This window comes from Amycolatopsis granulosa, assembly GCF_011758745.1.
Classification (GTDB): Bacteria; Actinomycetota; Actinomycetes; order Mycobacteriales; family Pseudonocardiaceae; genus Amycolatopsis_E; species Amycolatopsis_E granulosa.
Genome location: NZ_JAANOV010000001.1, coordinates 1348551 through 1371064 on the forward strand (window position 1 = coordinate 1348551; position 22514 = coordinate 1371064).

At 72.5% G+C, this 22514-nt stretch carries 26 protein-coding genes; 16 read left to right on the forward strand and 10 right to left on the reverse strand.

Annotated features, from left to right (window positions below):
* Nucleotides 1-38: 38 nt before the first annotated feature.
* The 13 genes from FHX45_RS06565 to FHX45_RS06625 all read left to right on the forward strand — a co-directional run bounded on the left by FHX45_RS06565 (nt 39) and on the right by FHX45_RS06625 (nt 10180).
* The gene (locus FHX45_RS06565; RefSeq protein WP_167097608.1) at nt 39-548 is read left to right on the forward strand and encodes a cupin domain-containing protein; all 510 of its coding nucleotides are present in this window, start codon (nt 39-41) and stop codon (nt 546-548) included.
* Between the two features lie 3 nt (nt 549-551).
* A complete protein-coding gene (locus tag FHX45_RS06570; RefSeq protein ID WP_167097610.1) occupies nt 552-1487 on the forward strand; it encodes a PDR/VanB family oxidoreductase in 936 nt (311 codons plus the stop codon).
* Nucleotides 1488-1490: 3 nt separating this feature from the next.
* Entirely contained in the window at nt 1491-1676 is a 186-nt protein-coding gene (locus FHX45_RS06575) for a recombinase-like helix-turn-helix domain-containing protein (protein ID WP_167097612.1), read from the forward strand.
* A gap of 4 nt (nt 1677-1680) precedes the next feature.
* Nucleotides 1681-2724, forward strand: coding sequence for a Rieske 2Fe-2S domain-containing protein (locus tag FHX45_RS06580; protein ID WP_341771377.1), 1044 nt, complete (start codon nt 1681-1683; stop codon nt 2722-2724).
* Nucleotides 2725-2741: 17 nt separating this feature from the next.
* On the forward strand, nt 2742-3665 hold the full coding sequence (locus FHX45_RS06585) for a VOC family protein (protein ID WP_167097614.1): 924 nt from the start codon (nt 2742-2744) through the stop codon (nt 3663-3665).
* Complete coding sequence (locus FHX45_RS06590; RefSeq protein ID WP_167097616.1) at nt 3662-4438, forward strand: aspartate dehydrogenase domain-containing protein; 777 nt, start codon at nt 3662-3664, stop codon at nt 4436-4438. The genes FHX45_RS06585 and FHX45_RS06590 overlap by 4 nt, the downstream gene beginning before the upstream one ends.
* On the forward strand, nt 4435-5175 hold the full coding sequence (locus FHX45_RS06595; RefSeq protein ID WP_167097618.1) for an alpha/beta fold hydrolase: 741 nt from the start codon (nt 4435-4437) through the stop codon (nt 5173-5175). Before FHX45_RS06590 ends, FHX45_RS06595 begins: the two co-directional genes overlap by 4 nt.
* A complete protein-coding gene (locus FHX45_RS06600) occupies nt 5166-5900 on the forward strand; it encodes an SDR family oxidoreductase (protein ID WP_167097620.1) in 735 nt (244 codons plus the stop codon). Before FHX45_RS06595 ends, FHX45_RS06600 begins: the two co-directional genes overlap by 10 nt.
* Nucleotides 5901-5908: 8 nt before the next feature.
* Nucleotides 5909-6688, forward strand: coding sequence for an SDR family oxidoreductase (locus FHX45_RS06605; protein WP_167097622.1), 780 nt, complete (start codon nt 5909-5911; stop codon nt 6686-6688).
* A gap of 78 nt (nt 6689-6766) precedes the next feature.
* Nucleotides 6767-8398 carry a thiamine pyrophosphate-binding protein gene (locus tag FHX45_RS06610; protein WP_167097624.1) on the forward strand — a complete coding sequence of 544 codons (1632 nt, stop codon included), beginning with the start codon at nt 6767-6769 and terminating at the stop codon, nt 8396-8398.
* Entirely contained in the window at nt 8398-8970 is a 573-nt protein-coding gene (locus FHX45_RS06615; protein WP_167097626.1) for a dienelactone hydrolase family protein, read from the forward strand. Before FHX45_RS06610 ends, FHX45_RS06615 begins: the two co-directional genes overlap by 1 nt.
* 27 nt (nt 8971-8997) lie before the next feature.
* The gene (gene ligD, locus FHX45_RS06620) at nt 8998-9927 is read left to right on the forward strand and encodes a non-homologous end-joining DNA ligase (protein ID WP_167097628.1); all 930 of its coding nucleotides are present in this window, start codon (nt 8998-9000) and stop codon (nt 9925-9927) included.
* Between the two features lie 67 nt (nt 9928-9994).
* Nucleotides 9995-10180, forward strand: coding sequence for a CsbD family protein (locus FHX45_RS06625; protein WP_167097630.1), 186 nt, complete (start codon nt 9995-9997; stop codon nt 10178-10180).
* Nucleotides 10181-10555: 375 nt separating this feature from the next.
* Here FHX45_RS06625 and FHX45_RS06630 read toward each other — a convergent pair whose 3' ends face one another.
* From FHX45_RS06630 to FHX45_RS06650, 5 genes are all read right to left on the reverse strand, one after another.
* Nucleotides 10556-11068 (reverse strand): DUF3558 domain-containing protein, encoded by a 513-nt coding sequence (locus FHX45_RS06630; RefSeq protein WP_243868935.1) that lies wholly within the window; start codon nt 11066-11068, stop codon nt 10556-10558.
* A gap of 139 nt (nt 11069-11207) precedes the next feature.
* A complete protein-coding gene (locus FHX45_RS06635; RefSeq protein WP_167097632.1) occupies nt 11208-11717 on the reverse strand; it encodes a hypothetical protein in 510 nt (169 codons plus the stop codon).
* Between the two features lie 129 nt (nt 11718-11846).
* Nucleotides 11847-12722, reverse strand: a complete 876-nt coding sequence (locus FHX45_RS06640; protein ID WP_167097634.1) for an energy-coupling factor transporter transmembrane component T family protein — start codon at nt 12720-12722, stop codon at nt 11847-11849.
* Between the two features lie 539 nt (nt 12723-13261).
* On the reverse strand, nt 13262-14629 hold the full coding sequence (locus FHX45_RS06645; RefSeq protein ID WP_167097636.1) for a M14 family zinc carboxypeptidase: 1368 nt from the start codon (nt 14627-14629) through the stop codon (nt 13262-13264).
* A gap of 202 nt (nt 14630-14831) precedes the next feature.
* On the reverse strand, nt 14832-15191 hold the full coding sequence (locus FHX45_RS06650; protein WP_167097638.1) for an anti-sigma factor antagonist: 360 nt from the start codon (nt 15189-15191) through the stop codon (nt 14832-14834).
* Nucleotides 15192-15342: 151 nt separating this feature from the next.
* Here FHX45_RS06650 and mftD point away from each other — a divergent pair, with 151 nt between their 5' ends.
* Nucleotides 15343-16524, forward strand: a complete 1182-nt coding sequence (gene mftD, locus FHX45_RS06655) for a pre-mycofactocin synthase MftD (RefSeq protein ID WP_167097640.1) — start codon at nt 15343-15345, stop codon at nt 16522-16524.
* A gap of 90 nt (nt 16525-16614) precedes the next feature.
* Here the strand turns inward: mftD and FHX45_RS06660 are convergent, their stop codons facing one another.
* The gene (locus FHX45_RS06660) at nt 16615-17787 is read right to left on the reverse strand and encodes an MFS transporter (RefSeq protein ID WP_167097642.1); all 1173 of its coding nucleotides are present in this window, start codon (nt 17785-17787) and stop codon (nt 16615-16617) included.
* 60 nt (nt 17788-17847) lie between these two features.
* Here FHX45_RS06660 and FHX45_RS06665 point away from each other — a divergent pair, with 60 nt between their 5' ends.
* Nucleotides 17848-18225: a MerR family transcriptional regulator gene (locus FHX45_RS06665; RefSeq protein ID WP_167097644.1), complete on the forward strand. Its 378-nt coding sequence runs from the start codon at nt 17848-17850 to the stop codon at nt 18223-18225.
* Here FHX45_RS06665 and FHX45_RS06670 read toward each other — a convergent pair.
* Nucleotides 18207-18713 (reverse strand): DinB family protein, encoded by a 507-nt coding sequence (locus FHX45_RS06670; RefSeq protein WP_341771378.1) that lies wholly within the window; start codon nt 18711-18713, stop codon nt 18207-18209. The genes FHX45_RS06665 and FHX45_RS06670 overlap by 19 nt on opposite strands.
* A gap of 65 nt (nt 18714-18778) precedes the next feature.
* Here FHX45_RS06670 and FHX45_RS06675 point away from each other — a divergent pair, with 65 nt between their 5' ends.
* Nucleotides 18779-19672 carry an NAD-dependent protein deacetylase gene (locus FHX45_RS06675; RefSeq protein ID WP_167097646.1) on the forward strand — a complete coding sequence of 298 codons (894 nt, stop codon included), beginning with the start codon at nt 18779-18781 and terminating at the stop codon, nt 19670-19672.
* Here the strand turns inward: FHX45_RS06675 and FHX45_RS06680 are convergent.
* The 3 genes from FHX45_RS06680 to FHX45_RS06690 all read right to left on the reverse strand — a co-directional run bounded on the left by FHX45_RS06680 (nt 19663) and on the right by FHX45_RS06690 (nt 22433).
* The gene (locus FHX45_RS06680) at nt 19663-20037 is read right to left on the reverse strand and encodes a VOC family protein (protein ID WP_167097648.1); all 375 of its coding nucleotides are present in this window, start codon (nt 20035-20037) and stop codon (nt 19663-19665) included. The two genes, FHX45_RS06675 and FHX45_RS06680, sit on opposite strands and share 10 nt — an antisense overlap.
* A 287-nt stretch (nt 20038-20324) precedes the next feature.
* Nucleotides 20325-21623, reverse strand: a complete 1299-nt coding sequence (locus tag FHX45_RS06685) for an NAD(P)/FAD-dependent oxidoreductase (RefSeq protein WP_167097650.1) — start codon at nt 21621-21623, stop codon at nt 20325-20327.
* 15 nt (nt 21624-21638) lie between these two features.
* Entirely contained in the window at nt 21639-22433 is a 795-nt protein-coding gene (locus FHX45_RS06690; RefSeq protein ID WP_167097652.1) for an SDR family NAD(P)-dependent oxidoreductase, read from the reverse strand.
* Nucleotides 22434-22514: the final 81 nt, after the last annotated feature.

Here is a 22514-nt window from a genome sequence, read left to right on the forward strand (position 1 = left end):
CCCAAGTTCCCTTAGAGCTAAGACATTGAGGAGATCCCGTGACGACCACGCAAGCCGGACTCGAGGACCTGATCGACTCCTGCATCGCGACCCGTGAGTCGCGGTTCGAGGACTGGGAGACGCTGGGTTTCCAGGCCAAGGCGGGGGAGGAGTTCCGCCGGGCGCAGGTGCGCTACATCGGGTCGGGTGCCACCGGTAACCACGAGACGGACAACCGGATCCTGCCTTCGGAGCACTTCACGTTTTCCAACATGCGGTTGCCGGTGGGGGCGGTGGGGCCGGAGCACACGCACCACGACGTGGAGGAGGTGTTCTTCGTCCTGGAGGGTGAGCTGGAGGTGACGGTGCACGACGTGGAGGACGGCACCAGGACCGCCAGCCGGGTGCTGGGCTACCGGGATCTGATCCGGGTGCCCGCCGGGGTGCCGCGCAGCCTGCGCAACATCGGTGCGACCGACGCGTTGTTCGCGGTGATCATCGGCGCGCAGAAGCCGCAGCTGCCCACCTACCCGCCGACCTCGCCGATGCACGGCCTCACCCGCGACTGAGCCATGTCCCGGACGGTACGGATTTCCCAGAGCACCTGGCTGGCCGACGGGGTGGTGCGCCTCGAGCTGCGCGACCCGGCCGGGGCGGCCCTGCCGGCGTGGGAGCCGGGCGCACACCTGTCGCTGCACCTGCCCAACGGCCTGACCAGGGAGTACTCCCTGTGCGGCGACCCGGCGGACGAGCACACCTGGACCCTGGCCGTCCTGCGCGAGCCGTCGTCACGCGGCGGCAGTGCATGGGTGCACGAGCGGCTCACGCCCGGCACCCTGATCGAAGCCGACGGGCCGCGCAACGACTTCGCGCTCGAGGACGCCCCGCGGCACCTGCTGATCGCCGGCGGCATCGGCATCACTCCCCTGCTGGCCATGGCGAAGTCCCTGCACCACCGGGACGCGGACTGGTCGATGCTCTACTGTGGACGGTCCCGGTCGAGCATGGCCTTCCTCGGCGACCTGCCGGCGGACCGGGTACGCGTGCACGCCGACGACGAGCAGGGCGGCCCGCCGGACCTGGCCGCGGAGCTGGCGCACCTGGAGCCGGGCACGCTCGTCTACTGCTGCGGACCGGAACCCCTCATCGCCGCGGTCGAGGCCACACTGCCGGACACCGGGATGCTGCGGGTGGAGCGCTTCCGCGCCCCGGCCGTCGCTCCCGCCACGGCCGACGCGGGGTTCGACGTGGTGTGTGGCGGCTCCGGGCGGCGGGTGCCCGTCCCGGCCGGCGTGTCCATCCTGGACGCCCTCGCCGGCGCCGGGGTGGCCGTGCCCAGCTCGTGCCGCGAAGGAGTGTGCGGCACCTGCGAAACCAAGGTGCTCGCCGGCGAACCCGAGCACCGCGACTTCCTGCTGAGCGACGACGAGAAAGCAGCCGGGGGCACGATGCTGATCTGCGTGTCACGCAGCCGGTCGGCCGAGCTCGTCCTGGACGTGGAGGACTGACCGATGCCTGCCAGCTACGAGAACGCCTTCGGCGACGAACTCGAGGCCGTCTACGGCCGCGGCGTACACGACCTGCCCGGAATCGTGGCCGCCCTCAACGCCTCCGGCGTCCGCCCCGCGAACGGCGCGGACTGGACCGAGTCGTCGTTCACCGCGGAACTGGCCCGCCTGAGCGGAACGGAGAACTGAAGCCGTGAACCCCCTGCACACCACCGAGGGCCTGATGCAGTTCGGGCTGCGGGACCGCTGGTACCCGCTGTGCCCGTCGGAGCACGTCCGCCCCGGCCAGCTGGCGCGCCTGGATCGCGCGGGCGAGGAACTGCTGCTGTGGCGCGACGCCGCCGGCGTCGTGCACGTTCAGGAGGACCGCTGCCCGCACCGCGCGGCCCGGCTGTCACACGGCGTGCACATGGGCGACCGCGTCGCCTGCAACTACCACGGCGTGCAGGTCGACGCCGAGGGCACCGTGGTGTCGGTGCCGGGCAGCCCGGGTTGCGCGCTGGAAGGCCGCCGCGTGCTGCGGACCTTCCCGGCGCGGGAACACGGCGGCGCCGTGTTCGCCTGGTTCGGCCTCGACGAGTCCGCCCCGCCGGCCCCGCTGGAGGTGCCCGGGCCGATCGCCGGGGAGGAGTGGGCGCACTTCCTGTGCTACGTCGAGTGGGACGCGCCCTACCGCTACTCGCTGGACAACCTGCTCGACCCGATGCACGGCGCGTTCCTGCACCGCAACAGCCACACCATGTTCGCCGGGAAGCGGGAGGCGGTGTTCCAGATCCGCGCCACCGACAAGGGTTTCGTGTTCGAGAAGACCGACCAGCGCGGCGTCAACTTCGACTGGGTCGAGCTGACCGAGGGCGGCGCCCAGTGGGTCACACTGGACATCCCGTACCCGGACACCGCCGGGCCGGGCGGCCCGTTCACGATCGTCGCGGCGCTGTCGGCCATTTCGGAGCACCGGCACGCCGGGTTCTTCTGGCGGTGCCGCAAGGTCTCCGGCTGGCAGCGCGACAGCTGGCGCTTCCTCTACCGCAACCGGCTGGAGGCCCGGCACTTCGCCGTGCTGGAACAGGACCGGGAAATGGCCGAGGCGATGCCCGCCGACGCGTGGGACCGGGAGAACCTCTACCAGCACGACATCGCCCTGGTCCGGATGCGCCGCCTGCTGCGCGCCGAAGCCGCGAAACAGGCCGCCCGCCTGACCGAACCCGCCGCACCCGCACCGGTCCCGGTCGCCTGACACCCTTGGAGGACACCATGTCCGAACCCGTCGTCCGGCTGCGTGCGCTGCGGTCGGTCACCCTGCGCTCCACCCGCTGCGCCGATGCGGGCGAGTTCTACCGCGAAGTGTGGGGGCTGCGCCAGGTCGAGCAGGACACCGGGGCGGTGTGGCTGCGCGGCACCAGCAGCGAGCACCACGTGCTGCAGCTGCAGCAGGCCGAGCAGAACGCGCTCGGCAAGGTCGCCTTCGCCGTCGCGACGCCGCGGGAGATCGACGAGGCCGCCACCCGCCTGGCGGCCCAGGGCATCCCGCTGGTCACCGAACCGGGCAAGCTCGACCAGGTCGGTGGCGGCTACGGGCTGCGGTTCGCCGACCCGGAAGGACGGCTGATCGAGCTGTCCGCGGACGTGTTCGCGGTGACCCCTGACGATCCGGACGGGCTGCCCGCGGTGCCGCGGAAGCTGGCGCACGTCGTGCTCAACACCGCCGACATCGACACGGCCTGCGAGTTCTACACCCGGGTGCTGGGCATGCGGATCTCCGACTGGTCCGAGCACCAGATGGCGTTCCTGCGCTGCAACACCGACCACCACGTGATCGCGTTCAACCAGGCGCCGTTCGCGTCGGTCAACCACGTCGCCTACGAGATGACCTCGATCGACCACTTCATGCGCGGGATCGGCCGGCTCCGGCACAACGGGATCACCCCGCTGTGGGGCCCGGGCCGGCACGGGCCGGGCAGCAACACCTTCGGCTACTTCGCCGACCCGGCCGGGCTGGTGTGCGAATACACCTCCGAGGTGGAGCAGGTCGTCGAGGACGCCTGGCTGTGCCGGGTGTGGCGGCGCACGCCGGAGCTGTCCGACCTGTGGGGCACCGCCGGGCCGCCGTCGAAGGACGTGCGCACGCACATGGCCGGCGTGCCCGACCCCGGCTACAGCGCGTGGTGGCAGGGATGAGGGCGGGCGTGATCGGTGCCGGCTCGATCGGTGGCGTGGTCGCCCGGGCGCTGCGTGACGGATCGGTCCCGGACGCGGTGCTGTCCGGCGTCCTGGACCCGGCCGGCCCGCCGGACCTGCCGGTGCTGACGCTGGACGAGCTGCTGTCCACCTCGGACCTCGTCGTCGAGGCGGCCGGGCAGCGGGCGCTGGCCGAACTGGGGCCGCGGGTGCTGGCCGCGGGGCGCGACCTCCTCGTGGTGTCGGTCGGCGCGCTGGCCGACGACGCCCTGCTGGAGGAGTTGCTGGCCGCCGGGCCTGGCGAGCTGCACCTGTCCACCGGGGCGATCGGCGGGCTCGACCTGTTGCGCGCCGCGGCCCGGATGGCGCCGCTGTCGCGGGTGACGATCGAGACCACCAAGCTCGCGGCCAACCTCGTGCAGCCGTGGATGTCCGCGGCGGAGGCCGAGCGGCTGCGGACGGCGAGCGCGCCGGTCGAGCTGATGCGTGGCCCGGCCCGGAAGGTGACGGCGGCGTTCCCGAAGTCGGCGAACGTCGCGGCCTCGGTGGCGCTGGCGGTGGGCGACTGGGACGCCGTGGAGGCGGTGGTCGTGGCCGATCCCGGCGCCGAGCTGACCTCGCACGTCATCACCGCCCAAGGCACCGCCGGGTCGTACCGGTTCGAGATCCGCAACCAGCCCTCGCCCGTCACGCCGACCAGCAGCGCGGTCGTGCCGCACGCGGTGCTCGGCGCGATCGCGGCGCTGGCGCGGCCACGGGTGGTGTTCCGGTGAACGGCGTGCGGGCCGGTGCGAGCGGCAGCCCGGTGCTGTTGTTGCACGGAATCGGCGGATCGAGCGCCTCCTTCGAGTCGCAGGTGGACGTGCTGGCCCGGCGGCACCGGGTGTTCGCCTGGGACGCGCCCGGTTACGGCGGCTCGGCCGACCCCGCGCGGGCCGATCTCGGCTGGTTCGCCCAGGTCGCGGCACGAGTCTTCGACGAACCCGCGCACGTCGTGGGCGTGTCGTGGGGCGGGGTCATCGCGACCCGGCTCGCGCTGGAGCACCCGGTGCTGTCGCTGACGCTCGCCGACTCCACCCGCGGATCGGGCACGTCGGCGGACTCGGCGCGGCGGATGCGGGCGCGGGTGGACGAGCTGGCCCGGGTGGGCGCCCAGGAATTCGCCCGGCGCCGTGCACCCCGGCTCACCACCGACCCGGCGACGCTGGTGAAGGTCGAAGCGACCATGGCCCGGGTCCGGCTGCCCGGCTACCGCGCGGCCGCGGAGTCGATGGCCGCCACCGACCACGGCCCGGTGCTCGGCCGGATCGCGGTACCGACCCTGGTGGTCGTGGGCGCCGACGACCGCGTGACCGGCGTCGAGGAGAGCCGCCTGCTGGCGCGCGAGATCCCCGGCGCACGGCTGCGGGTGATCGGCGGCGGGCATGCGGCCAACCAGGAACGGCCGGAGGAGTTCAACGACGTCCTGCTCGGCTTCCTGTCCGAAGTGGAGGCCGCGCGATGCGCCTGATCGTGGTGACCGGGGCCGGGCGCGGGCTCGGCTGGGCGATCGCCGACGCCCTGGGCGCATCCGGCGCGCAGGTGGTGGTCGCCGAGCGCGATCCGGAGCGGGCCGCCCGCGGTGTCGAGCTGCTGGAAGAACGTGGCCGGACCGTGCACCGCATCGACACCGACGTGGCCGATCCCGAGTCGGTGGCGCACCTCGCGAAGCGGGTCGCCGAGATCGGGCCGCTGCACGGGCTGGTCAACAACGCGGCGATGGCCGACGGGGTGGGCGGCAAGCACTTCGCCGACCTGGAGGTCGAGGCGTGGGACCGGCTGATGGCGGTCAACGCCCGCGGCCCGTGGCTTCTCGCGCGCGCCCTGTACCCGCAGCTCGCGGCGACCGGCGGGCGGATCGTGAACATCGCCTCCGACGTCGCGTTGTTCGGGCCGCCCCGGCTGGTGCACTACGTGTCGTCGAAGGGCGCGGTGATCGCGATGACCCGCGCGATGGCGCGCGACGCCGGGCCGGACGGGGTGACGGTGAACGCGGTCGCACCCGGCCTGACCGAGGTCGAGGCCACCGAAGGGGTCCCCCGCGAACGGCACCGCCTCTACGCGGACAACCGGGCGCTGACCCGGCCGCAGCAACCCGCGGACGTGACCGGCGCGGTGGAGTTCCTGCTCTCCGACGCGGCCGCCTACATCACCGGGCAAACACTGGTCGTCGACGGCGGATTCGTCTGCCACTAGGAGTTGTCATGGACCTCGGACTCACCGGGCGGGCCGTCGTCGTCACGGGCGCCAGTTCCGGCGTCGGCCTGGCGACCGCCGCGCTGCTCCTCGCGGAGGGCGCGCACGTCGCCGCCTGCGCCCGCGACGGCGTGCGGCTGGAGAAGGCGCTGGCCGACCTGCCCCGCGCGCACGGTGCCCGGCTCCGCACCGCGGCCTGCGACGTCCTGGACGCCGACGACGTGCGCCGGTTCGTCACCGGCGCCGGCGAGGAGTTCGGCGGGCTGGACGGCGTGGTCAACAACGCCGGTCGCTCGCTGATGGCGCGGCTCGCCGACACCGGCGACGACCAATGGCGCGACGAGCTGCACCTGAAGATCTTCTCGGTGCTGCACGTCGTCCGCGCCGCGCAGCCCTGGTTGCGGCCGGGCGCGGCCGTGGTCAACGTCAACGCGATCCTGTCCCGCCAGCCCGAGCCGCGGCTCGCCGCGACCTCCGCGGCGCGCGCGGCCCTGCTCAACCTGTCCAAGACACTGGCCACCGAGCTGGCACCGGACGTGCGGGTCAACTCCGTCTGCCTCGGCCTGGTCGACACCGGCCAGTGGCGGCGCCGGTACGAGCAGTCCGGCACCACCCGGTCCTGGGACGAGTGGACCGCCGCGCTCGCCGGCGACCGCGGCATCCCGCTCGGCCGCCTCGGCACCGCCGAGGAGGTCGCGTTCCCGATCGTGGCGCTGCTGTCCCCCCGCGCCTCCTACATCACCGGCTCCGCCCTCGACGTCGGCGGCGGCGTCGCCCGCTACGTCTAGCGACGTTCACCCAGCGGTGCGGTAGCGGAACATCAGACCCCGCGGTGGCGCGAGCCGCCCCGGCGCAAGGAGAAAACTGTGGCACACGGCAACGGCGGCGACCTGCTCGCCCAGGTCCTGATCGACAACGGCGTGGACACCGCCTTCGGCATCGTCAGCGTCCACAACCTGCCGCTGGTGGAGGCGGTCGCGGCGCGGCTGCGGTTCGTCCCGGTGCGGCACGAGGCCGCCGCGGTCAACGCGGCCGACGGGTACGCCCGCGCGCGCGGTGGCCTGGGCGTGGCGATCACCAGCACCGGCACCGGCGCGGGCAACGCCGCGGGCTCGCTGGTGGAGGCGCTCACCGCGGGCAGCCGCGTGCTGCACGTGACCGGGCAGATCGACTCGCCCTACCTCGGGCAGGGGCGGGGCGTCATCCACGAGACCCGCGACCAGCTGGGCATGCTCACCGCGGTGTCCAAGCACGCGGCGTCCATCTCCTCGGTGGCGGACGCCGGGCCGGTGCTGCGGCGCGCGGTCCGGCACGCCCTCTCGCTCCCGTGTGGACCGTCGAGTGTGGAGTGGCCGATCGACCTGCAGTACGCGCGGCACCAGGTCACCCCCCGCGGGCCCGAGGCGCCGGAACCGGTCCCGGAGCCGGACCCGGGCGCGCTGGCGCGGGCGGCGGAGCTGATCGCGGCCGCGCGGCGCCCGGTGATCTGGGCCGGCGGTGGTGCGGTGGGCGCCCGCGCCGAGGTGCGGGCACTGGCCGAGCGGCTGCACGCACCGGTGTTCACCAGCAACTCCGGGCGGGGCACGCTGCCCGAGGACCACGAGCTGGTGGTGGGCAACTTCGCCACCCACCCGGCCGCCGCGGACCTGCTCGCCGAGGCGGATCTGCTCATCTCGATCGGCACCCACTTCCGGTCCAACGAGACCAGGCACTACCACTTGGCGCTGCCCGCGGCGCACGTGCAGATCGACGTCGATCCCGCCGCGCTGGGCCGCGTCCACCCGGCGACGGCCGGCATCGCCGGGGAGGCGGCCACCGTGCTGCGGCAGCTGCCCGTGCCGGCGGGCGATCCGGCGTGGCGGGCGCGGGCCGTCGCGACCCGGGCGGCCGTACGTGCGCAGCTGCGCGAGGCGATCGGGCCGTACCGGGAAATCTGCGATGCGATGCGCGCGGGCCTGCCACCGGACTCGGTGATCGCGCGGGACGTCACCATCCCGTCCAGCCAGTGGGGCAACCGGCTGCTGGACATCCACCACCCGCGCACCAACCTGTTCCCGGTCGGCGGCGGCATCGGGCAGGGCCTGGCGACCGGCATCGGCGCGGCGATCGCGAAGCCGGACGCGCCGACGCTGGTCATGGCGGGCGACGGCGGGCTCGCGGTGCACCTGGGCGAGCTGGGCACGCTCGCCCAGGAGAAGCCCTGGCTGGTGCTGGTCGTGTTCAACGACGGCGGCTACGGCGTGCTCCGCAACATGCAGGACCACCACGGCGGCTCCCGCGCCGGGGTCGACCTCTACACCCCGGACTTCTCCCGGCTCGCCCAGGCCCTCGACCTGCCCTACCAGCTCGTCGGCAGGCCGGAGGCGTTCGCCGAGGCCCTGGGCAAGGCCGTCGCGCAGCACGGGCCCGCGGTGATCGAGGTGGACGTGACCGCGCTGGATCCCGCGCCGCGCCCGTTCGTGCCTCCGGTCCCGGTCCCGGCCGGGCAGGACCGCTGATGACCACGCCCACGACCAGCCACCACCACGGGCACGCCCCGGCGAACCGGCGGCGCCGCGTGCTCGAGACCGCCGCGCCACTGCTGGTGCGGTTCCCGGACGGCCCCGTCCGCTCGGCGGTGATCGTCCTGCACGACGAGCACGGGCTCACCGACGCCGCGGAAGCCGGCTGCCGGGCGCTGGCCCGGTGCGGCTACCTCGCCGTCGCGCCGTTGCTCTACTACGACACCGGCGGGCGGGTCTTCCCCGACGGGCGCTTCGAAGCGCTGCGCACCGCGGACCTGGCCGCCGACATCGCCGGGGCGCTCGACCACCTGCGCCGCCGCGTGGGTGTGCCGGCCGGTGCCACCGCCGTCGCCGGGCTCGGCCAGGGCGCGCACCTCGCCGCGTGGGCCGCGGCCGGACACGCACTGCCCGTCGCGGCCGGGATCGCACCGCGGCCCGGTCCGTGGCCCGATCTGCCCGCTCTGCCGGTGCTCACCGCGGGCCTGCACGAGTCGTGGCTGCCGCTGCCCGGCGGCGCCGGCAGCTGGGACGAGGTGGTGCGTTTCCTCGATTCCGCCGCGCTGTGACCGCGCGCAGCGGCTAGGTTCGAGGCCATGGCCAAGGACTCGGCGGTGGAGCTGGCGGTCGGGGAGCACACGGTGCGGATCTCGCATCCGGACCGGGTCTACTTCCCGGCCCGCGGCGAGACGAAGCTCGACCTCGCGCGGTACTACCTGTCCGTGGGCGACGGGATCGTGCGCGCCCTGCGGGAACGGCCGTGCATGCTGCACCGGTTCCCGTCCGGGGTGAGCGGCGACAAGGTGCACCAGAAACGCGTGCCGGCCGGGGCGCCGCGGTGGCTGGAGACCGTGCGGGTGCACTTCCCGCGGTACGACCGGCACGCCGACGAGTTGTGCGTGACCGAGCTGGCGCACGTCATCTGGGCGGTGCAGATGTCCACTGTGGAGTTTCACCCGTGGAACTCGCGGCGGGCCGACACCGAGAAACCCGACGAGTGGCGCATCGACCTCGACCCCGGTCCGGCGGCGCCGTTCTCCCGGGTGCGGCGGGTGGCGCACGTCGCACACGAGGTCCTGGACGAGCTGGGCGCGACCGGGTGGCCGAAGACGTCCGGCGGCAGCGGGCTGCACATCTACGTGCGGATCGAGCCGCGGTGGGGGTTCGCCGAGGTGCGCCGGGCGGCGCTGGCGTTCGCCCGCGAGGTGGAACGCCGCGCGCCGGAGGACGCCACGACGACGTGGTGGCGCAAGGACCGCGACCCGGCGCTGGTGTTCGTCGACTACAACCAGAACGCCCGCGACCACACGATCGCCAGCGCCTACTCGGTGCGCGGTGTCCCCGACGCGACGGTGTCGGCACCCATCAGGTGGGACGAGGTGGACGAGGTCGAACCGGGCGACTGCACGATCGCGACGGTGCCCGCCCGGTTCGCCCGGCTCGGTGACCTGCACGCCGGCATCGATGACACCGCCTACTCGCTGGAGACGCTGCTGGCCTGGGCCGACCGCGACGGCCTGGAATGAACATGTCGAGGGAATAACGATCGCCTCACCGGGTACCCCGGGCGCTCACCGACCGGAAGGACCGATGATGAGCGACGACGACAAGGCCCAGAACAAGGCGGAAGAGCTCAAGGGCAAGGCCAAGGAAGGGCTCGGCAAGGCCACCGGCAACGAGCAGTGGGAAGCCGAAGGCAAGGGCGACCAGGGCAAGGCCAACGTCAAGCAGGCCGGCGAGAAGATCAAGGACGCGGCGAAGGACGTGTTCGACCGCTGACGGTGTTCGACCGCTGACCGTGCGCATACCCTGATCCGGCATGGGCACCGGGCTCGCGGCGGATCGAGATGATCCACACCGGCGGTTCGTGCGGGGCGGACTCCGCCCCGCACGAACGCCGGGCATCGTGCTGCGCGGCTACCGCCCCTGCTTGGCACCCGCCACGCTTCCGGAATCCGCGCCGGCGTGCCCGGCGTCATCGAGGTCCGGATCGACGCGGCACAGAGGTGATCACCGCTTCGATCCGCTGGAAGCGTTGTTGCAGTTCGACCGGCCGATGGAAAGCACACCGGCTGCGCACCGATCGGCGGTTCGGGAAGAACGCCGGCACAGCGGCCAGGCGACCTCGACGGCGTAGCTGAAGGTCTCTTCTCGTCACGGCGGGGTGGGCAGTAGCGGTTCGAGGCGGCGGGCCACGCCCTGGGCGTTCTGACAGGCCTGGTCCTGGCCCGATTTGATCGCCGAGGCGAGGACCAGTACCCGGGATTGTTCGGTGACTTCGAGGGCGAGGGCGCAGAACTGGAAGCGGGGGTCGTAGAAGTAGAGACCGCGGCGATCGTTGATGCTGATCTCGCTGGTGCCGGGGTACCTGGTGCGGAAGACCTCGAGACCTTGCACCGGGTCGAGGACGAGTGCGTAGCTGCCGAATCCGTATTTGCTGGCGGTGCATCCGTTGGTGGAGCGTTCCTTCTCGCCGGGGCTGAACCCTTGTCCGGCGAGGAGCTGGTCGAGCACACGGCAGGCGTCCATCCCGACGAAGACGTCAGTACCGGGGCGCAGGCCCGAGGCGGGCCGGGCCGCGCCGGTGACGGTGGTCGCGCATGCTGTGGCGGTGACCGCGGCGCAGACAGCGGCGGCGATCAGGGTCGCTGCGCGGCGAAGGTTCAACGGATCCTCCCGACGGGATGGGCGAGTGCGGCGAGTTGATCTCACATGAAATCCTGTGGGATCAACTCGATCAACGGAAGCAGCCGAACTGCTGGATATCGTCCGCTTCGTTCTTGACGAAGAGACCGGCCATTCGCGCTCAGCTGTCGCTGGATGCCTTGCCGAGGCACGGGGTGCTCATATCGATCGAGACGTTCGGGGCGGCGATCTGTACGCGCAGGGTGACCGTGATGCCCAGTCTTTTCCTGGTCATGAGATCCTCGATCGCCACGTCCTCGAGGCCCTGTTTGATGCGGGTTTGGAAATCGACGTCTTCGCGAAAGGTATAACCGATGTCACGGAACCTCCCATTCCAAACGAGGGTCGCGACGTAAACAGTCTCAGGGGTGATGGTTCTGGTGTCGTTCCAGGTGGCTCGGAAGACACGCTTGAACGTTTCGGGCTCCGCATCATCCGAACACGGGATGTCGGTGTCGCCCTTCAGCTCGATTTGCAGGTCGGGGGTTTCTTCTTCCACTATCACCGCGTGAGCGTCGGTGACCAGCTCCCAACCGACTTCCTCGATGCTGTGTTTGACGCTCCCGGGCCCGCTGCAGGCTGTAGCCAGCACTGCGACCGCCAACATCGATCCGGGCCAAACCTTGTTCACATTCCCTACCTTCCGAGGCGTATCAGTGACGTGCCCGTGAGTCGGCCGTGTTCGTGGTGGGCAGGGCGACCTTGCTCCGACCCCGGTGGCGACAGGCTCCGTGATGGCCATGTGCGGGAGAGATCAGTTTTACCGGCAGGGTTCGTAGTTGGTGACCATCCAGCCGTTGTCGTACTGCTGCTCGAACCCGAACACCCCGAGCTGCGGGCCGTCATTGTCGTACCGGTCGGTGCCCGGGCTGGAGAACTCCAGATGGCAGGCGTCAAGCCGCGCACGACCGAGGCGGTAGTCGGTCTGATCGTCCGGGATCTCCACGTGCTTAATGGACCCGTCAAAGTTGGTGATCTGGGGCTGCAGGTTCGCCAGCGCGCCCTCGCAGTCGGCCGCGCCGTGCGCTCGCGCGAACTGCTGCTCGGTGGCCGGGCTGAACATGAAGCAGACCAGGTAGCGTTTCGCCGGAGTCACCATGCCCTCGATCAGCTGCCACACGGCCCTGTGTGGGTACCTCGGGTACAGCAGGGACAGTCGGTAGAGCCGATACTCGGCCGCGTCGGCCGCCTTCCGGTCGGACTCGTTGTGCCACCAGACCAGTCCGCCGGCGATCAGGACACCCCCGACCGCCAGGGCCGTGATCGGCACCCACGCGCCCGAGCCGGACCGAGGCCGGCGGAAGGACACAACGCCGGTCGCGGCGATCGCCAGCCCCCAGGCCAGCTGGATCAGGGCGCCGGGCACCTCGGGCATGAGCACCAGCGCGGCCAGCAGGAACCCGGCGACCAGGCCCCACGTCTTGTCCACCCGGCGCCGGATGCCCGGCAGGATCACCACCACGACCAGCGGTGCCAGGAACCACCAGGTGGCCGGCCACCAGTGCCAGTCCGACCACCACAACGACAGCCACGCCAGCACGAACGCGCCCACCAGGGCCCGCCACCGCACCTTCCGCCCAGCTGGGCCCGGACTCAGTACGTCCTGGACCTGCTGGCTCCACGGACGATCCCCCATGACCATGCCTCCATACTGCCCGATAAGACGATCATGGCAGAGGGCTCCTCTCCCGGAGCCAGTGCCTGAAACTGCTCACCTCGCCAGAGCTCCTGACCAGTGCAAACGGGTCAGACGACGGGAAAGCGCACGCCGTGGCCGGTGATGATCCGGGCCGCCAGCGGCCTGGTCCTTGTCGCGGTCCCCGGCGTCGCGGCGGCCCAGCAGCGGCTCGGCGCGCCGGATCGTCGATGAGGGGTGGTGTCCTGTTCCTCGGCGGCCGGGTCCGGGCCGAGCAGCAGGTCCGCGCCCCGGCCAGCTGCTCCTCCCCGGACAGGCCGCGCAGCTCGTCCACGCTCGGCCGCCCCCCCGCCATCGGAGAGCCGGGCCAGCCGGTGGTTGGCGGCGCTGCGGTAGAGGTCCTCGCACGCCGACATCAGCCAGCACGTCCTGCACCCACTGACGGAGCGCGAACACGTCGCTGGCCTGCTCGTCCAGCTCGGGACCCGGGTCGCCGCACGCTCGATCGCCGCACGCACCCGGTCCCGGGCGCCCTCCAGTCAGCGCACCGCCAGGTGCTCGGCAGCCGCGAGCACCGCCCCGTACTGGGTCGCCACCAGGTCCCGGATCGGGACCGGACGGTGGTCTCCGATCCCCGCGTCGGCCGCGAGCCACTCGGCGTGCCGGGCCGCGACCCGCGCCCGGGCGGCCCGCACGGACGGCCGGGTGTTGCCCACCGCCAGTTCCCCGTCCAGCGCCCGCAGCAGAATTCCGCCGTACCGCAGGCGAAAACACTGGGTCGCCTCGGTCAGGGACGCCACCTCGGCGACCGTCGCCACCCGCTCGGCCTCCGGCGCGGTGCTGCGGGAGCGGGCGCTGCGCGCACCCGCCGCCATCATCACCGCGAACGACCGGCTCGCCCGCCAGAACGGCGAGTCCGGCACCATCAGATCGCCGGCGACCGCGGCGAGGGTGTCCGCCAGCACCGTGGACAGGTCCGTCAGCGCCCGGGCGTGCGCGGCGAGCGCCGGCCCGTAGCCGGTCCCGGACGGGCTCCGGTCGTCGGCTGCCGGGGAGGTCCAGTACGGCAGCTCGGTGACCAGCGTCAGCGCGCCGTACCGGCCGGCGTAGGAGCTGGTGCTGTCCCCGCCGGCGTTCGTCCACGGCTCACCACGACCGGTGAGGTAGTCGTAGGCCCGGCAGGTCGACGGGCCGTCGAAGATCGCGTCGTCGACCCGCACGAGGTAGGGCACCTCCGGCTCGCCGCGGTCCAGCGGCAGGCCGACATGGCCGGGCAGCGCCTGCAGGGTCGCGTGCAGCGCGGGCTCGGCACGGCTGAGGTAGTAGTAGACGCCCCCGAACTCGCTGTTGTGCAGGGAGCACACGAGGTCCGGACGGTCGGCGTCGATCAGCCGCATCAGCGCCTGCGTCTCCGGCAGGACCGCGTCGAAGTAGGCGTCCTTGTAGTCGAGCGGAAAGGTCCACTCCACCTGGTCCGGACCAGCGGGGCGGTAGAAGTGGCGTGCGTAGTGCTCGTGGGTGATCGGCCCGGCGAGCCAGCCCTCGTTGAGCCGCAACCCGTCCGGGTCGATGCAGGCGATGATCCGCCACCGGTGCCGCAAGCGGGCGCGCAACCCCGCGTCGGCGCACAGCCGGGCCGCCAGGTGCAGGGCGGTCAGCCCGCCGATCGGTTCGTTCGGGTGTGGCAGCCCGAAGACCAGCGCGGCCGGGTCGTCCGGTGCGCCGTCGATCGTGAGGCACAGCAGCGGCTCGCCGTGCCGGGACGTGCCGACGCGGGTCAGCGCGGTGATCTCCGGATACCGGTCGGCGAGCGCACGCAGGCCGCGGTGCAGTTCATCCACACCCGCGAACGCGGCGCGGTCCCCCACCTCGTCGACTTCCTCGAGCAGCCAGTCGGGCAGCGGCACGGGCCCCCTCCTCCACGTCTTTCCCTCCTCGGTCCAGTTCACCCGAATGTGTCGCGCACGGCGAGGGCCGAGCAGGCTAATCCGCTCCCGCGCCGCACCCGCCTCGAGGAGCAAACACGCCCCACCCCGCGTGTTCACCACCCCGGGCAGCGTGTTGGCCGGTCAGGGCGGGGTGCACGGGGCGGGCTGGCCGAGCGGGAGGTCAGTCCGCGGCCAGTGCCTCCTCGCGGGTGGTGCACAGGCGGACGATCTCCCCGGCCCCGGTGAGTTCCAGCGGACGCCGGGTGAAACCGGAGCCGACCACCACGCGCACCCGCCCGGGCGCCGCGGCTCCCGCCGCCAGCACGACCGCGATCCCGGCCGACGCCAGGAAACTCACGGCGCTGAGGTCGATCACCAGCCGGCCGGCGCACCGGCGCGCGGCGGGCAGGGCGACGGCCTCGAACTTCGGCGCGGTCAGATGGTCCAGCTCGCCGGCGACACGCACCACCGTCGCCGCCGGGAGGTGCTCCACCGCCACGTCCACCTGGGCGACCGGCTCGTTCGGCTCGAAGGACGGCACGACCAGATCTAACCGTGGCCGGGCTACGGCGGAAAGCCCACCGGCCGGGGATCCGCTCTTGCGCCCCGCGACACACTGTGGCCTAATATGGCATCAAGTGCCAAAATGGCGTGCCTCGCCGGCGAGGCGGCGCGACCCAGGAGAGACGACGATGTCCAACGGTTGGTTCGAGACGGTGGCCGAGGCGCAGCGGCGGGCCAGGAAGCGCCTGCCGAAGTCGGTGTACGGCGCACTGGTCGCGGGATCCGAGCGGGGGGTCACGCTCGACGACAACGTCGCGGCCTTCGCCGAGCTCGGCTTCGCCCCGCACGTCGCGGGCCTGTCCGACAAGCGCGAGCTGAGCACCACCGTGCTGGGCCAGCCGATCTCGCTGCCGGTGATCATCTCCCCCACCGGGGTCCAGGCCGTGCACCCCGAGGGCGAGGTGGCGGTGGCCAGGGCGGCCGCCGCACGCGGCACCGCGATGAGCCTGAGCTCGTTCGCCAGCAAGCCGATCGAGGAGGTCGCCGCGGCCAACCCGCAGACCTTCTTCCAGATGTACTGGGTGGGCAGCCGCGACGTGCTGGTGCAGCGCATGGAGCGCGCTCGCGCCGCCGGGGCGGTCGGGCTGATCATGACGCTGGACTGGTCGTTCTCCCACGGACGTGACTGGGGCAGCCCGGTCATCCCGGAGAAACTGGACCTCAAGGCGATGGTGCGGTTCGCCCCGGAGGGCATCACCCGGCCGAAGTGGTTGTGGGAGTTCGCCAGGACGCGCCGGCTGCCCGACCTGACCACCCCGAACCTCACGCCGCCCGGCGGCACCGCGCCCACGTTCTTCGGCGCCTACGGCGAGTGGATGCAGACGGCCCTGCCCACCTGGGAGGACGTCGCGTGGCTGCGCGAGCAGTGGGACGGACCGTTCCTGCTCAAGGGCGTCATGCGGGTGGACGACGCCAAGCGCGCCGCCGACGCCGGCGTCACCGCGATCTCGGTGTCCAACCACGGCGGCAACAACCTCGACGGCACGCCGGCCCCGATCCGCGCGCTGCCGGCGATCGCCGAGGCGGTCGGCGGCGACATCGAGGTGCTGCTCGACGGTGGGATCCGCCGCGGCAGTGACGTCGTGAAGGCGCTCGCCCTGGGCGCGAAGGCCGTGCTGATCGGGCGCGCGTACCTGTGGGGCCTGGCCGCGAACGGTCAGGCCGGGGTGGAGAACGTGCTGGACATCCTGCGCGGCGGCATCGACTCGGCCCTGCTGGGGCTGGGCAAGGCGTCGATCCACGACCTCACCCGCGACGACGTCGTGATCCCCCCGGGCTTCGAACGCGCCCTCGGCGTGCCGGGGAGCTGAGCCACTCCGGCGGCGGGCCGCGCAGGGGCCGTGCCCGCCGCCGGGGTTTCCAGCACGGGGCTGGTCCCGGTCACCGAGGCGACTTCGGGCTCACGACCTGACCGGGAACCCGTGCCGCCGCGCGCCGGCCACGATGACCAGCACCGGCACGAGGAGCACCAGGACGCTCCACGGGAACACGCCCGGCCCGAACGCGTCGAGCAGGACACCGCCCACCACACCACCACCGGCCATCGCGGCGTTCCACAGCGTCACCAGCGCGGCCTGGGCGGTGTCGGCCGCCTCGCCGCCCGCGTTGCCGGCGGCGGTCTGCAGCAGCGTCGGCACTCCGCCCCAGCCCAGGCCCCACAACGCCACCGCGACGTAGACCAGCAGCGCGTTGCCGGCCTGCACGGCCAGGATCGCCGCGGCCACGCCGACCAGCACCGTCGCGCCGAGGGTCAGCGCCCGCAGCTCGCGGTCGATCCGGGCGCCGATGAACACGATGCTCAGCACGGACGCGATCCCGAACACGAGCAGCACCGCGTCGACCCGGGCACCCAGACCGACGCGCTGCAGGAAGGTGGCCAGGTAGGTGTAGAGGATGTTGTGGGCCAGCACGAACAGCAGCGTGACGGCCAGGACCGCGGCGACACCGGGAACGGTCACCGCGCGGCGCACCGGGATCCGGCCGCCGTCACGCTGCCCCGGGTGGTCGGGCACGGTCGCGACGATCCAGGCGATGAGCACGACGGCGATCGCGGACATCACGCCGAAGGTCACCCGCCATCCGGCCAGTTCGCCGAGGAAGGTGCCCGCCGGCACGCCCAGCGACAGCGCGAGCGGGATGCCGGCCATGACGACCGCGATCGCCTTGCCCTGCAGCGTCTCGGGCGCCATCCGGCGCGCGTATCCGGCCAGCAGCGCCCACACGACGCCCGCGGCCACGCCGGCGGCGAACCGGCCGACCATGGTCAGCGCGTACACGCCGGAGACGGCGGTGATGGTGTTGGCGACGGCGAACCCGGCGACGCCGGCGAGCAGCAGGCGTTTGCGGCGCCAGCCCGCGGTCGCCGCCGACAGCGGGATCGCCGCGAGCGCGGTGCCGATCGCGTAGATGGTGACCGCCTGTCCCATCGCCGATTCGCCGACACCCAGGTCGGCGCTCATCGCGGGCAGCACGCCCGCGGGCAGAGCCTCGGTGAGGACGGTGATGAAGGCGGCCGTGGTCAGGGCCAGCAACGGGAGCAGCGGAAGAGAGTTCCGCGTCGGTACTTCGATCACGCCAGCTATGCTCAAACCATCACATCGATGTGAAGGTCAACCGGCAGTGAGGAGGAGCACATGCGCATCGGTGAGTTGTCGGAGCGCACCGAGACGCCCCGGCGCCTGCTGCGCTACTACGAGGAGCAGGGCCTCATCGTCTCCCGGCGGTTGCCGAACGGCTACCGCGACTACGAGGAGTACAACGTCGACCGGGTCCTGCAGATCCGCGGCCTCCTCGACGCGGGCCTGCCCACCCGCATCATCAAACAGATCCTGCCCTGCCTGAACAAGCCCCGCACGATCTACTTCCCGGACGCCACGCCGGAGATGCTGGCGACGCTGGAGTGCGAGCTCGACCGGATGACCCGGCGGATCGACTGCCTGACCCGCAACCGGGACGCGATCGCCGAATACCTCGACATCGTGCGCCAGGGCGCTCAGCCGGACGTGGCCTGAGCGGCGCGCAACAGGCGCAACTGCCCGATCTCGGCGGCGTTCTTCATCAGTTCCGCGTTGACCCAGGCGGCCTGGTGGGCCATCGTGAGCCCGGCGTCCGCGGGCCACGGGTACGCGGCCGGAGCGTCCGGATCGGACAGTGCGCCGAGGACGCCCGCCCACTCGGCGGCGAGCTCGCGCAACCAGGCCACGGCGTGCTCGTCGCCGGGCCAGCCGACCGCCTCGCGCTCGCGGGGTGGCCGGCCGTGCGCGTGGTCCAGGACGGCGGTCCACCACCAGCCGACGTGCCAGGTGAGCCACGCCATGGTCGGCACCGGCACCGGGTCGGGTTCGGTGTCCGCCCAGTCGATGGTCCAGGTGTCCCCGGCCCGCCGCACGTGCCAGGTCAGCGGGCCGGGCTCCCAGCGGAAGTCCTCGGGCGTGAGCAGGTTCAGGTGCAGGTCGGCGAGCGACCAGGTGAGGTCGAATTGCCAGCGCAGGAGGGACACCCGGCCGATCATGCCGGTGGACGCGCGGGCCGCCAACCGGATTTTCCGCACGTACACTCGCGGGGGTGCGGACACGACCGACCCTGAGCTGGACGCCGGCGGGCGAGCCATTGCCACGCACCACCAGCCTGGACGACGTGGTCCGCCTCACCGGGGCGGGCGGGGTCGTCGTGCTCAGCGGCGCCGGGTTGTCCACCGAATCGGGGATCCCGGATTACCGCGGCGCGACCGGCAGTCTGCGCCGGCACACGCCGATGACCTACCAGGAGTTCGTCGCCGCCGAGCACGCCCGGCGCCGCTACTGGGCGCGCAGCCACCTCGGGTGGCGCACGATCGCGCGGGCGCGCCCCAACGAGGGGCACCGCGGGGTGGCGGCGCTGCGGGCCGCGGGCCTGGTCGCCGGGGTGATCACGCAGAACGTGGACGGCCTGCACCAGGCGGCGGGAACTCCGGACGTGGTCGAGCTGCACGGCAGCCTCGACCGCGTGGTGTGCCTGTCCTGCGGCGCGCGGTCGGCGCGGGAGGAGCTGGACCGCCGCCTGCGCGAGGCGAACCCGGATTTCGCCGCGACCGCCGGCCGGATCAACCCGGACGGGGACGTCGAGCTCCCGGAGACGGCCGTGGACGGTTTCCGGGTGGTGGCGTGCCTGCGGTGCGGGGGCGTGCTGAAGCCGGACGTGGTGTTCTTCGGGGAGAACGTCGAACCGTCCCGTGTGGACCGTTGCTACCGCCTGGTGGACACGGCGTCCGCGCTGCTGGTGCTCGGCTCGTCCCTGACCGTCATGTCGGGCCTGCGGTTCGTCCGCCGCGCCGCGGAAGCCGGCACACCCGTCGCGATCGTGAACCAGGGGCCGACCCGCGGCGACAAGTACGCCGCCGTCCGTGTCGACCTGCCGCTGGGGCGGGCGCTCGCGGCACTGGTGGACCGGCTCGGCGCCCGCCCGTCGCGCTACAGGTAGGGCCGGGTGATGATCTCGATCGCGTGCCCGGCGGGGTCCTTGAAGTAGACGCCCCGCCCGCCGTGTTCGGTGTTGGTCTCACCGGGCCGCCGCATCTGCGGGTCGGCCCAGTGCTCGATGCCCTGCTCGACGAGGCGGCCGTAGGCGCGGTCGAACAGGCCGTCGTCGACCAGGAAGGCGTAGTGCTGCATCTGGATGTCCACCGGCGGTTCGGCGAACTGGAGCATCACGCCTTCGTCGAGCAGCACGTTGACGAACGGCCCCCACGACGGGGCCTCCGGGAGTTCGAACAGCTCCCGGAAGAAGCGCGCCGACGCGTGCCGGTCCTTGCTGGCGATGATGGTGTGGTTGAAGGTGACGGTCATGGATTTCCTCGCGGACGATGGTGTGGACGGGAGCTGGGAGCACTCCGCTCCCGGCGGTCCACGCGTCGCGATCAGCCCGCCACCGGGTCGCCTTCCCGTGTGTGGCGCGCGGCCGTCCCGGTGATCACGGGCCCAGTTTAGGCATCGAGGAACGAGCGGCGCAACGAGGATGCGCTACCGCGGAACGGACGCGCCCGGGAGCGGCGAACACGCCGCCCGGAAGGGCGAACACAGCGCGCGCTCTGGCAAACACGCCGCCAGGGAAGGCAAACACGACGAGAGTCCAGTCAGGACTGCACGGTTGACGTTTCCAGTGGTACCGCGGCCGAGCGCACCAGGCCCAGCTGCACCGTCTGGCGGCCGAGCGTCGCGTCCAGGGCCCAGTCCACCGCCGTGCGCACCCGGTTTCCGGGCATCGCCAGCAGGTGGTACCCGCGGGTTACGGCCTTCGCCGGCAGGCCCGACAGCGGGATGTGCAACGGGTTGGCCGCGGCCTGCGCGCCGCCGAGGTCGACCACGAACCCCAGATCGTGGTGCCGGTACTCGCGCATCTGGCCGTGCCCGAGCGTGGCCGCCAGGTTGTGCCCGGCCAGCGTGCCCTGCCGGGTGGCGTGCTGGGCGGTCATCGCCGTCACCTCGCCGGGCCGGGTCAGGTCCGGCACGGCCGCGGCGTCCCCGCAGGCGAACACCTCGGGGTGGCCCGGCACGACCAGGGTGGGCTCGACGCACAGCCGCCCGCGCTGGGTGGCCACCCCCGCGGACTCCACCAGCGGGTCGGGGCGCACGCCGACGCACCACACCAGGGTCCGGGACGGCACGAACTCACCGGTCGTCAGCAGCACACCCCCGGTCGTCGCCTCCTTGACCGACGTCCCGGTCATGATCTCGACACCGCGGTGCCGGAGCACGCGGTCAGCGGCCCGCGACAGCCGCCGGTCGAGTTCGGGCAGCACCTTCGGCGCCAGGTCGAGCAGCAACCAGCGCATGCGCTGTCCCGCCAGCTCCCGGTGGTGCCGGGCGATGGCGGTGGTGAACAGCGGCCCCTGCGCGGCCACCTCGGTGCCGGTGTACCCGGCGCCGACCACGACGAACGTGCAGCGCGCGTCCCGCTCGACCGGGTCGTCCGCGGCCGCCGCCAGCTCGACCTGGCGGATCACGTGATCGCGCAGGTACAGGGCCTCCGGCACGGTGCGGAACCCGTGCGCGTGCTCCGCGATGCCCGGGATGGGCAGCAGCTTGTTGACGCTGCCGACCGCGACGATCAGCCGGTCGTAGTCGAGCGCCCGGGAGGTGCCCTCGGGGTCCACGTACGTCAGCTTGCGTTCGTCCAGCATCAGCGCGGTCACCTCGCCGAGGGCGAGACGGACCCCGGGCAGCGCCGCGGGCAGCGATACCGTGACACGCCGCGGGTCGATCACCGCGGCAGACACCTCGGGCAGCAGCGGCAGGTACAGGAAGTAGTCGGTCCGGTTGACCAGCACGATCTCCGCACCGGAGTCCGGCGGGAGCGTCTTGAGCAGCGCCCGGGCCGCGGAGAACCCGGCGAACCCGCCGCCGACGATCACGATGCGCGTGCGTTCGGGCATGACGCCTCCCCGGGGTCAGGGCACGATCGAATCCACGTATCCGCCGTCCACCCGCACCGCGGCGCCGGTGGTCGCCGACGCCTGCGGCGAGCTGAGGTAGACGACCATGTTCGCGATCTCGGCCGGCTCGATCAGGCGCTGCAACAGCGACTGCGGCCGGTGCGTGCGCATGAACTCCCGCTGCGCCTCGTCCCACGGCAGGCCGCGATCGACCAGTTCGTAGACGAAGTCCTCGACACCGCCGGTGTGCGTGGGCCCGGCGATCACGGCGTTCACGGTCACGCCGGTGCCCGCCGCGGCCTTGGCGAACCCGCGGGAGACGCCCAGCAGAGCCGTCTTCGACATGCCGTAGTGGATCATCTCGGCGGGGATGACGATCGCCGAATCGCTCGCGATGTACTGGATGCGGCCCCAGCCCTGCTCGGTCATGCGCGGCAGGTAGGCGCGCGTCAGCCGGACCGCGGCCAGCACGTTCACCTCGAAGTACCGGCGCCACTCGTCGTCGCTGATCTCCAGCGGGTCCGCGGCGCCGAACACGCCCAGGTTGTTGACCAGGATGTCGGTGCGCGGCAGCTGCTCCACCACCTCGCGCCCGCCCTGCTCGCTCGCGATGTCCGCGACCACCGGCACCACCTGCGCATCCGGCACCTCGGCGGTGAGCTGCTCGACGGCCTTCGCCACCGTGTCGGCACGGCGGCCGTTGACGGCGACCCGGGCCCCCGACCGCGCGAGCCCGAGCGCGATCGCCGCACCGATCCCCTGCGTGGAACCGGTGACCAGGGCCGTCCTCCCGGTGAGGTCGAGCTGCATCGGTCACCCCCTACCTCCGCGATGGTAGGGCCGCTCGCGCAGCGTCGCAGGGTGCGCCACCGCCCGATCGAGACCGCCCCC